Consider the following 9,917-nt stretch of genomic DNA (forward strand, 5'->3'; position numbering starts at 1 on the left):
TGAGCCACCCGTCGTGATCGGCGGGTGGCTCAGTCGCGTGCGGTGTGCCGTGCCGTGGTCGGCGCTCCCGCGCGAGCCAACTCCGCCCAGGCGAACCGGCCACGATGCACCGCCACTTCGGCGGTTCGCAGACCGTCATCTGACGCACGCTCCGGGTCGAGAAGAGCCGAGAGTAGCGATATGCCCGGATTGTGGGCAATCAGCAGCGCCGTGCGGGCCGCCGGGTCGACCGTGCGGACCAGCGCCAACAACTCCTCGGGATGCGCGTCGTACGCGCCGGGCTCGTAACGGACCGTCGGGCGAGGACCGGTCGGGCCGCCCTCCGGCGGCGTACCGGTCATTCCCATCGCCACCCCGTGCCAGGTCTGCCGGGTGCGTCTGGCCGTCGAGCAGATCACCACGTCGGGCAGCAACCCGTGGTGCGCCAGCCAGGCGCCGGCCGCTGCCGCATCCGCGCCCCCACGTGCGCTGAGTGGGCGCTGGGCATCGTCTGCCGCGTCGTTGCCCTGCTCGGCCTTCGCGTGCCGCAGCAACACCAGTGTCCGGGTCTCGGGGTCGGCGTCCGTCATGCCCTCAGCTTGCCCGATTGGCGATCTCCGTGCCGGGGTAAGTCAATGGATGCCGCACCCCTACCGACGGCCGCGGCGCGTCGTACGCCAGGTTAGAGCCGAGGAGCGAGACATGGGCATTGGTGGCAGCATCTTCTTGATCGCGTTGGGCGCGATCCTCGCATTCGCCGTGGATGCCGACCTGGGCTGGCTGGACCTGTCCGTGGTCGGCTGGGTGCTGATGTTGGCCGGTGTCGCCGGCCTGATCACGACCCTCTACTTCTGGAGCAGCCGCCGCCGCACGGTGGTCGCCGCGCCGGTCCGCGAGCAGCGCGTCGTAGCGGACCGGGTCGTTCCGGTCCAGGACGACCAGGTCGTCCAGGAGTACCGCGAGGTGCGTCGACCGGGCCGCCCGGTCTGACCCTCGCCCGCGAACTCCGGGGCCCCGCAGCGTCGCGGGGCCCCGGCTCAATCAGGCAGTGGTTGACCCGCGCTGGATTGCGTTCGTCGTCGGGTGGGCGCTCAGGCGAGCAGTGCGAAGTAGATCGCGATGTGGTGGCAGAGCGCCGCCAGCAGTGTGCAGGCGTGGAAGAACTCGTGGTGACCGAAGACGGTCGGCCACGGGTTGGGCCGGCGCAACGCGTAGAAGACCGCTCCCGCGCTGTAGATGGCGCCACCGGCGATCAGCAGCACCAGTGCCGCGACACCGCCACCATGCAGAATCTCCGGCAGCATGGCCACCGCCACCCAGCCCAGCGCCAGGTAGAGCGGCGCGGACACCCAGCGCGGCACGTGCGGCCAGATCACCTTGAGGGCCACGCCGGCAAGTGCGCCACCCCAGACCAGGGCCAGCATCACGGTGGCCGGCCGGGGCGCGAGCAGCAGCACGCAGAGCGGCGTGTACGTCCCGGCGATGAACACGAAGATCATCGAGTGGTCCATCCGGCGCATCACCTGGTACCCGCGCTCTGACCACACGCGACGGTGGTAGAGCGCGCTCGTGCCGAAGAGCCCGCACACCGTGAGGCTGTAGATCAGGCAGCTGACCAGGGGTGCCCACCCCGGACGGGTGGCGGCGATCGAGCAGAGCACGATGCCGCAGAGCAGGGCGACGAAGAAGGCGTACGTGTGGAGCCAGCCGCGCATCCGGGGCTTACCGATGTCGACCGGCTTCAGGCGCAGCGGGGCGGAGGTGCTCACGCAGTCAGGCTACGGCACCGTAGGTTACTTGCAAGTAGTGGCGTTGGTGACACCCGGCACCCGTCATCGTGGACTCCGTATCGGCACGACATCGGCGAGGATGAACGGATGCGGATCCGACCCGTCGGGGCGCACGCCCTGCTCCTCGACTGCACCGCCCCCGCCGACGTTCCCGAAGCCACGCTTGTCGAAGCCTGGCGGGCCGAACTGTGGCGGCGTCGCGAGCACGGGGAACTGCTCGCCGCCGAGATCGTGCCAGCGGCCAGCACCGTCCTGCTCGACGGCCTGCCCGACCCGGCCGTCACGATCGAGCAGCTCACCCAATGGGCGACCAATGTCCCCCAGACGAACCGCGCCAACGCCGCCGACGAGCACGCCGCCGACGAGCACGGGGGCGGTACGGAGGTGGTCGTTCCGGTCGAGTTCGACGGGCCGGACCTGCCGACGGTGGCCGAGCACTGGGGCGTGACCGTGTCGGCCGTGTTGCGTCGGTTGACAGGCACCCGGTTCCGGGTCGCGTTCTGCGGATTCGCCCCCGGGTTCCCCTATCTGACCGGGCTGCCCGGCGAGTTGGCGCTGCCCCGGCTGGCCACTCCTCGCCCCCGGGTGCCGGTCGGGTCGGTCGCCCTGGCCGGGCCGTACGCCGGCATCTATCCGAGTGCGTCTCCCGGCGGCTGGTTGCTGGTCGGCCGGACCGAGCTGGTCCTCTTCGACGAGTACGCCGACCCACCGGCCCGGCTTGGCCCGGGCACCGCGGTCCGGATGGCGGCCGCATGACCCGCTCGGCCGCTGTCGAGGTGCTCCACGCCGGCGCGTTGACCACCGTGCAGGATCTGGGGCGGCCCGGCTGGGCGCATCTGGGCGTACCCCGGTCCGGTGCCCTCGACCCGGCAGCTCTGCGGTTGGCCAACCGGCTGGTCGGCAATCCGGAGCACGCCGCCGGCCTGGAGATCACCCTGTCCGGCTGCACACTGCGGCTGACCAGGGCCACCACGGTGGCGGTCACCGGTGCCGAGGTGACGGTCCGCGCGGGCGACCGGCCCGGTGACGTTGGGCGTCCGCTCAGCGTGCCGGCGGGGACGGTGCTGCGGATCGGTCCCGCCCGACGGGGCGTACGGAGTTGGTTGGCGGTGGCGGGCGGTGTCGACGTGTCGCCGGTGCTCGGCAGTCGGGCCACCGACACCCTGTCCGGGCTCGGCCCGCCCGCGCTGCGCGACGGCGATCTGCTGCCGCTCGGTGAGCCGTGCGGCGCACCCGCGCCGGTGGACCTGACCGTCTGCTCCTCGCCCCCACCGGAGCTGCACCTGATGCTGCGCCTCGGCCCGCGCGAGGACTGGTTCACGCCGACCGCTTTCGACAGGCTGTTCGGCACCGCGTACACCGTCAGCCCGGTGAGCAACCGGGTCGGCGCGCGGCTCGCCGGAGCGCCGCTGCCCCGCGCGGTGGCCGGCGAACTGCCAAGCGAGGGCATCGTGCTCGGCGCGGTGCAGGTGCCGGCGGACGGACAACCCCTGATCTTCCTCGCCGATCATCCGACCACGGGCGGATACCCCGTCATCGGGGTGGTCACCGACGTGACCCTGCTCGCGCAGGCCCGGCCAGGGACTACCGTCAGATTCCATGGACCTCAACGCTGACCTGGGCGAGGGATTCGGCATCTGGCGACTCGGCGACGACGAGGCGCTGCTGAGCCTCGTCACCTCCGCCAACGTCGCCTGCGGTTTCCACGGCGGCGACCCGTCCACCATGCGGCGGGTCTGCGAGGGCGCCGCGCGGCGTGGGGTCGCGGTGGGCGCGCAGGTCGGCTACCGGGACCTGGCCGGCTTCGGCCGGCGGCACATCGCGTACGACTTCGCCGAACTACGCGACGAGGTGACCTACCAGGTGGGGGCGCTTGACGCGTTCTGCCGGCTGTTCGGCACCCGGGTGCGCTACCTCAAGCCGCACGGCGCGCTCTACCACGCGGCCAGCACAGACGAATCCCAGGCGGCGGCGGTGGTCGCCGCGGTCAGTGGCTACGACCCCGAGCTGCCCATCCTCTGCCTACCCGGCTCGACGCTCGCCCAACTCGCCGTCGGCGCGGGTCTGCCGGTCGTCGCGGAGGCCTTCGCCGACCGTGCCTACCTGCCCAACGGGGCACTGGTGCCGCGCGGCACCCCCGGCGCGGTGATCACCGACCCGGAGCAGGTGGCCGAACGGGCGGCGCGGATGGCCACCGAACGCAGCGTGGTGGCGATCGACGGCACCGTCATCCCCTGCTCGGTCGACTCGATCTGCGTACACGGCGACACCCCGGGCGCGGTCTCCGCGGCCGAACTCGTCCGCGCCAGCCTGATCGACGCCGACATCACCCTGGCCCCGTTCGCGTGATCGGAGGGGCCCCACCCGGGCCCCTCCGATCACCTCAGGCGTCCAGGCCGCGCAGCACCAGCGGCAGTCGGGTCACGGCGCCGTCGACGACCCGCACCGGTACGCCCCAGTCCTGCCGGGTCAGGTGGCAGGCCGCGTGTTCGACGTCCGCGTCGCAGGTCGCAGCCTGGGCGGTCACCTGTAGCACCCCGGCGGTGACCTCGGCGTTGAGCACCAGCCGGCGGGACAGCTCGGTGCCGGTGCCGGCACCGTCGACCAGCAGTTCCGGCGGGGACGCGGAGACCACCAACCGGGTCGACGGCCCGAACGTCTCGTCCAGCTTCTGCCCCGGCGCCGGGGTGAAGACGATGTCCAGCGTGACCTCGCCGGCCGCGACATCTGTCGGCTTGCGCTCGGTGCGGTGCCGGGGGCCGTCCACCGTGCTGGCACCCGCCGCCGACAGGGCACCCGGGGCGAGCCGCGTCAGCCGGTGCGCGGCGGACTCCACCACCAGCACCTCACCGGACGGGGTGAGCACCAGGTCGCTCGGCTCGGCCAACCCGTCGGCGACGGTGGAGACCTGGTTGGTGGCCGGGTCGAAGCGCCGAACCGCACCGTTGTACGTGTCCGCGATCAGCACCGAGCCGTCCGGCAGCGCGCACACACCCAACGGGTGTTGCAGGAGTGCCGACTCCGCCGGACCGTCCACGTGCCCGAAGTCGAACAGGCCCTGCCCGACGGCGGTGCCCAACACGCCGTTCTCGACGTACCGGAGGGAGCTGGTCTCGCTGTCGGCGATCCAGAGCCGGGTGCCGTCGGTGGAGACGGACAGCCCCGACGGCTGCGCCATCCACGCCTCGGCCAGCGGGCCGTCCCGCAGCGCCTCGACTGTGGTGCCGGCGTACATGCCGGCCGTCCGCTTGATCGGGTCGAACCACCAGAGCTGGTGGATGCCGGCCATCGCGATGATCAGCTTGTCGTCGTACCAGGCCAGATCCCACGGGGACGAGAGATCCACCGCGAGGGCGTCGTGGGCGTGGTCGTCGACCTCGGCGCGCCACTGCCGGCCGCTGCCGGCCACGGTGACCACCTCGCCGGACTCTAGCCGTACGCCGCGCAGCAGGTGGTTGACGGTGTCGGCCACCACCAGGTCGTAGCCGGCCACCTCGGCGACATGCGTGGGCAGCAGGCACACCCCCTGCGGCTCGGAGAACGTCGCCTCGGCACCCGACCCGTCGGCCCGGCCCCGCTCGCCCGAGCCGATCCGGCGTACCGGCGTCTCGCCGTCGGGGGCCACCTCGACCAGGGAGTGCCGGGCCGAGTCCGAGACCAGCAGGTTGCCGGTCGGCAGCAGCGCCGCCTTACCCGGGAAGCGCAGCGCCGTCTCCGGGGCCGGCGGCGAGACGTACGGGCCGTCGCCCCGGTGCAGGGTGCCCCTGGCCTCGTGGGTGGCGATCAGCTCGTCGATCAGCCGGGCCAACCCCTCGGCGTGACCCTCGCCCGCCATGGTGGCCACCACGTAACCCTCGGGGTCGATCACCGACAGGGTCGGCCAGGCCCGGGCCGCGTACTGCTGCCACATGTCCATCTCGGGATCGTCGAGCACGGGGTGGTGCACCCCGTACCGCTCGACGGCGGCGACGAGCGCGTCAGCGTCCTTCTCGTGCTCGAACTTCGGCGAGTGCACCCCGATCACGACGAGCACGTCGCCGTACTTCTCCTCCAGCGGGCGCAGCTCGTCGAGCACGTGCAGGCAGTTGATACAGCAGAACGTCCAAAAGTCCGCGATCACGATCTTGCCGCGAAGGTCCTGCAAGGTCAGATTCCGTCCGCCCGTGTTGAGCCACTGGCGGCCCCGCAGTTCGGGCGCACGTACGCGCGCTGTCGTTCCCATACCTGCCAGCCTGCCACGCCGCATCGGGCAGGCCGTCGTGACCCGGATGACAAACGGCCGAGGGCTTTCTAGCCCGCGCCGCCTTCGTTGCGCTCCCGCCGCTTTGCGGCGTACTCGCGGCCCTCGACCGCGTCCCAGATTCGGCCGACGGTCAACGTCTCGGTCGGGGCCGGGGAATCTGGGCGGCCAACCAGGATCGTGGCGCCCTGCGGGAGACGCCGAGGTAGTCGGCGACCTCCGAGGGCCATTACGCGTACGGTCGGACCATCCGGCGACACGGGTAGGCAACTACCGAGGGGACTGACGACCTGCCTCTGCCCGTGACGGAGGCTTCAACGTCCGACGGGAGCCCTCGCCGCCTAAAGCCGAGAGGCCCCGCACCGGAATCGAGCCGGGCGGGACACTGTCTCATGCCAGGACTACTTGAAGAGGGCCACGATCGCGGCAGCGGCGGCGACCAGCGCGAGGAGGGTGTTAGACCAGGCGAGGCGGTAGGCGCGACGCGCGAGGCGGTCTGAGGCTTCGATGGCTCTGCGGCGCTCGCGGCGCTCCAATTCGTCCATATAGTAGGCAGTTCCGGACATGGTGTGCTGGGCCAAATTGTCGTGCTCGGCTATAAGTTCATCGTCCGGCACATGGCGAAGGTCTGCGATTCGTCTAACCACAACCACAGGCTAGGTCAGGTGTGCGACCGCAGGCGCTCGATGGCTGCTGAAGGTCATGAACCATCCACTGGGGATGAATTGTCCTACCTGACCGCTATTGTTGCCGAGTCATAGTTGATCAATAGGCGCTGCTTTGAGTAGTGGAAGGTTGGGAGAAGGCATGTATACGTTGCGTAAGCCGGTTCAAGCTGTGCAATACGGCGAGGACAGCTTTCAAGCCCTCGCGGCTCTCGTGAAGGGTGTCCACCCGCAAGCAAGCGTCGACAACGCGCGGGGTTACTTCAACGCGTACAACGACGGCGCGAACTTCGTGGTTGAGCGGGGACAGTGGCTCGTCAAGATCGGCAAATCGTTGACGGTCGTTAGTGACGACCAGTTCCGAGAGCTGTTTGAGCCAGCCGCATAACCGCTGACCGCAACCTCTACGCCCGTACAGACCGGGAGGCGCTATGCCACTTCGGTGGGGGCGGCGCTAAGGGGGATCACTCCCAGGGTCGCGACAGAAACCCTCACGCTGAGCAAGTCGCGACCACGCGACGCTCACGGCGAGGACGCGGCGTGCCGTGCGGCCGAATCAGGAGTCGGGCCACCGGAGTGGCCGGGGTGGGCCGGCACCGGGGCGTGGTAGGGGAAGCTGGACAGTCACGGGCACGGCACCGAGGACGCGCAAGGGCCCCCGGGGTGCAAGATCCCCGAGGGCCCTCATGTCCGTGTCGCTAGTAGGTCTGGCGGACCTGTCGGACCACGCCGGAAGGCGTCCTCAAAGCTGGGCTCGGTCCTGGTCCTCAAGACCTGTCCAGGTCCAGCCGCAGACCGACGAGCCTGGGGTTGATCGCGAATGGGTCTTTGCGTTGCACATCCCGATTGCCGGATATCGCAAATCGCGAACAGCGGTCTAGACCGCTCGCTTCCGCATTTCTCCACATCGCTCAATGCTGCTTGCTGTTGCACGGTGATCCCAGGAGGACCTGAACGTTCCATGACGCGCCAGCCATGCCGGTCAACTTGACCCGGCTTCCTGTGGGACCGACTGTATGTAGTAGTTGCTTTGCTGCAAGGCGACTACACGTTGGGTTCAGCCTGCTGTTGGCGCGCTGTAGCGTCTCCATCAAGGAGGAAGGGAGGAGTCGAGAGGGCGGCCAGGGCTGCGGTGGGACCCTATCGGCCAGCCTGAAATGGGAACGCTCACCACGTCTCACAGCACGTCCCCAGCGCGCGGGGGCGACGGAAGGTCCGTAGTGGGCCCCCGGACCTTGGGAGGTGGTAGTGGGAAAACACTCGGCCCGTCCATCGGGCCACGGCTCGCGATTCAACACCGACTGGTGCCGGAGAGCGGGCGAAGTAGCAGCAACTGCACTGAAGATCGTCTACTACGTGGTGACGTTGGTCGTCATCCTGACCGACTCATCCGGGGGTGGGCCCACCTGAACCAACAGGCCGGCAGACCCACACCACCAGCGTCAAGCCGTCGCCGAAGTTTCCACGCCCAGGCGTCGGCCCTCGTGTCGCCTCGCCTCGTTGTAACGAGTTGTAACGAGGCGGACGATGTAACGAGTGTAGGCCTAGACCTACACCGGGAGCGAGATATGTCAGTCGCCGTGACGGAGATTTTCCCGCCGGCTGGCTGACAAGGACCGGGGGCGGCAGCATCGCCGCCCCCGGTTTCCGCCATTCACCGGATGTCCATCTATCCCGTCAGGGCGGCGCAGTCGTTGATCAAGCGGGACGAGAGGGATTGAGCTATGGACGTCTTCGAGGAGCAGGCCGCGACGATCAAGGCTGATCCGGGTCAGTACCGGGAGCTTGATCGACTGACGTGTGACTGCTCGAAGCCACACACCACGATTGCCATCCTGTATGCCGGTAAGGGCGGTCAGGTTTGGTTGTGGACACCCAGCGGCCGAGGGCCCACAAACCGACCCGATCAGCCTGTAAACGGCCCCATCGCACCGGAGAGGCGCCCGCCACGCGCGGTTCCGCTCCCGCGTCGCCCTGGAGACGTTGCCTATCCAGCGACGGCGATCTGCGGGCGCTGCCGGACTGGAGTATTGCTACTGCCCGGTGTTGGCGTTATCCAACAGATTCCTCTTGGCGCGCCGACCTGGGCGCGTGTCGCCGAGTAGCTGCCGCCGGGGTAGGCTGCCAGCAGAACTTCATGCCTGACCGGGATCGGCGAACCTGACTCGCGTGCCTTGGCCGCCGCGAGGTTGACCCTAAGGGGTTGCTTCGCTGTGCCCACGCTAGAGTTGCTCGCTCACGCTGGACCGTGGACCCTGATTGCTGTCCTGGTCGCCTACGCCGTGCCTCGCCTGATCGTCGCCTTGGTCGCGATGTTCAAGGTCCCGCCGGATAAGTTGCCGGCTGTTCTGCGGGCGCTGGCCGATCTGTTCCGCATTCGGAGCTAACCGACCGAAGAGGCGACAGCGCCCGCCCCAGTACGGGGACTGGCGCTGCCCGTTGCCTGGCCGACGCCACGTACAGCGCTGAGGCTTCCGACCGGCTGGTGTCCGATCGACCCCGGCAGCCGGGTCAGGCGGGCATGAGTTCCTTCGGGCGTGCCGCCTGACGGCGTCGCGTCGGCCTTCGTGGGCGGTGCTGCCACCGGATCGGGCGTCCTCGGCGGGTTGCCGACACAGGCGACGACCGGCAACGTCCGAACGCTGGACGGGACGACTGGCGGGCGGGGCCGGGTCGGCGCTAGGACAAATGTGCGTCATCAGGACGGCTTTCGGCGACGCAAGCCTCTCGAACAACGCGTGCTGGGCCTGCCGGGGGCGGGGCTAACGGGCCTCGGCCCACCCGACGAAGCGGGGCGTCAGGTCGGGAAGCACGGTGCCCGGGTTAAGTTTGACCAGGTCGGCAACCGCCTCCTCCTGGACCTTCGTCAGGTGCACCAACAGCCCCGGCCGATCGTTGCGGTACTCGCCGAGGAGGCGCAGCTTCGCTGCCGAACAGGGCCAGAGGATGCCGCAGGCCGGGCAGCGCCAGGAGGGCCTGATCGGGAGGTGGTCCTCAAGTCTCACCATCAGCCGACCCTCAATGGGGCGCGGCGAATCGGACGGCGGGGCTCGCTGGCGGTGCGTGCTGCCTGCGCCAGGACCTGCACCCCACCGCGCATCACGAACAGCTCCCGCCGAGCCACCGCGTCACCTGCGGCATTCAGCTCGTGAGGTCGGCATGGGGCGCGGTGTCGGTCTTCCGGCCGGCCCGTTTCCCCATGCCGCCTCCCGAACCGGACGTGCCCGTTTCCGAGCATCCGGC

General features: G+C 69.6%; 10 protein-coding genes. 5 read left to right on the top strand and 5 right to left on the bottom strand.

Annotated elements, in window-relative coordinates:
- Window positions 1-29 precede the first annotated feature (29 nt).
- The gene (locus ACGFIW_RS32450) at window positions 30-569 is read right to left on the bottom strand and encodes a SixA phosphatase family protein (protein ID WP_393324025.1); all 540 of its coding nucleotides are present in this window, start codon (window positions 567-569) and stop codon (window positions 30-32) included.
- A gap of 112 nt (window positions 570-681) precedes the next feature.
- On the opposite strand from ACGFIW_RS32450, the gene ACGFIW_RS32455 reads away from it, so the two are divergent.
- Window positions 682-969, top strand: coding sequence for a DUF6458 family protein (locus ACGFIW_RS32455; protein ID WP_393324028.1), 288 nt, complete (start codon window positions 682-684; stop codon window positions 967-969).
- Between the two features lie 101 nt (window positions 970-1,070).
- Here the strand turns inward: ACGFIW_RS32455 and ACGFIW_RS32460 are convergent, their stop codons facing one another.
- Window positions 1,071-1,748 carry a hemolysin III family protein gene (locus ACGFIW_RS32460; protein WP_393324031.1) on the bottom strand — a complete coding sequence of 226 codons (678 nt, stop codon included), beginning with the start codon at window positions 1,746-1,748 and terminating at the stop codon, window positions 1,071-1,073.
- A gap of 108 nt (window positions 1,749-1,856) precedes the next feature.
- Here ACGFIW_RS32460 and ACGFIW_RS32465 point away from each other — a divergent pair, with 108 nt between their 5' ends.
- Genes ACGFIW_RS32465 through ACGFIW_RS32475 form a run of 3 tightly spaced genes read left to right on the top strand, consistent with a single transcriptional unit; the run spans window position 1,857 to window position 4,118 of the window.
- Window positions 1,857-2,525 carry an allophanate hydrolase subunit 1 gene (locus ACGFIW_RS32465; RefSeq protein WP_393324034.1) on the top strand — a complete coding sequence of 223 codons (669 nt, stop codon included), beginning with the start codon at window positions 1,857-1,859 and terminating at the stop codon, window positions 2,523-2,525.
- Window positions 2,522-3,385 (top strand): biotin-dependent carboxyltransferase family protein, encoded by an 864-nt coding sequence (locus tag ACGFIW_RS32470; RefSeq protein WP_393324037.1) that lies wholly within the window; start codon window positions 2,522-2,524, stop codon window positions 3,383-3,385. Before ACGFIW_RS32465 ends, ACGFIW_RS32470 begins: the two co-directional genes overlap by 4 nt.
- Entirely contained in the window at window positions 3,369-4,118 is a 750-nt protein-coding gene (locus tag ACGFIW_RS32475; RefSeq protein WP_393324039.1) for a LamB/YcsF family protein, read from the top strand. Before ACGFIW_RS32470 ends, ACGFIW_RS32475 begins: the two co-directional genes overlap by 17 nt.
- Before the next feature lie 34 nt (window positions 4,119-4,152).
- Here the strand turns inward: ACGFIW_RS32475 and ACGFIW_RS32480 are convergent, their stop codons facing one another.
- On the bottom strand, window positions 4,153-5,991 hold the full coding sequence (locus ACGFIW_RS32480) for an NHL domain-containing thioredoxin family protein (protein ID WP_393324042.1): 1,839 nt from the start codon (window positions 5,989-5,991) through the stop codon (window positions 4,153-4,155).
- Between the two features lie 419 nt (window positions 5,992-6,410).
- Window positions 6,411-6,656, bottom strand: coding sequence for a hypothetical protein (locus tag ACGFIW_RS32485; RefSeq protein WP_393324045.1), 246 nt, complete (start codon window positions 6,654-6,656; stop codon window positions 6,411-6,413).
- Window positions 6,657-6,816: 160 nt separating this feature from the next.
- Between ACGFIW_RS32485 and ACGFIW_RS32490 the strand changes: the two genes are divergently transcribed.
- A complete protein-coding gene (locus ACGFIW_RS32490) occupies window positions 6,817-7,062 on the top strand; it encodes a hypothetical protein (protein WP_393324048.1) in 246 nt (81 codons plus the stop codon).
- A gap of 2,374 nt (window positions 7,063-9,436) precedes the next feature.
- Here the strand turns inward: ACGFIW_RS32490 and ACGFIW_RS32495 are convergent.
- On the bottom strand, window positions 9,437-9,682 hold the full coding sequence (locus ACGFIW_RS32495; protein ID WP_393324051.1) for a flavin reductase: 246 nt from the start codon (window positions 9,680-9,682) through the stop codon (window positions 9,437-9,439).
- Window positions 9,683-9,917: the final 235 nt, after the last annotated feature.

The sequence above is a fragment of the Micromonospora sp. NPDC048935 genome, from assembly GCF_043197875.1.
Lineage (GTDB): Bacteria > Actinomycetota > Actinomycetes > Mycobacteriales > Micromonosporaceae > Micromonospora.

What these genes read in the sequence shown, in the direction of transcription:
- ACGFIW_RS32450 (WP_393324025.1), bottom strand. Translation starts at nt 569, where the DNA reads ATGACGGACGCCGACCCCGAGACCCGGACACTGGTGTTGCTGCGGCAC.
- ACGFIW_RS32455 (WP_393324028.1), top strand. Translation starts at nt 682, where the DNA reads ATGGGCATTGGTGGCAGCATCTTCTTGATCGCGTTGGGCGCGATCCTC.
- ACGFIW_RS32465 (WP_393324034.1), top strand. Translation starts at nt 1,857, where the DNA reads ATGCGGATCCGACCCGTCGGGGCGCACGCCCTGCTCCTCGACTGCACC.
- ACGFIW_RS32470 (WP_393324037.1), top strand. Translation starts at nt 2,522, where the DNA reads ATGACCCGCTCGGCCGCTGTCGAGGTGCTCCACGCCGGCGCGTTGACC.
- ACGFIW_RS32475 (WP_393324039.1), top strand. Translation starts at nt 3,369, where the DNA reads ATGGACCTCAACGCTGACCTGGGCGAGGGATTCGGCATCTGGCGACTC.
- ACGFIW_RS32480 (WP_393324042.1), bottom strand. Translation starts at nt 5,991, where the DNA reads ATGGGAACGACAGCGCGCGTACGTGCGCCCGAACTGCGGGGCCGCCAG.
- ACGFIW_RS32490 (WP_393324048.1), top strand. Translation starts at nt 6,817, where the DNA reads ATGTATACGTTGCGTAAGCCGGTTCAAGCTGTGCAATACGGCGAGGAC.
- ACGFIW_RS32495 (WP_393324051.1), bottom strand. Translation starts at nt 9,682, where the DNA reads ATGGTGAGACTTGAGGACCACCTCCCGATCAGGCCCTCCTGGCGCTGC.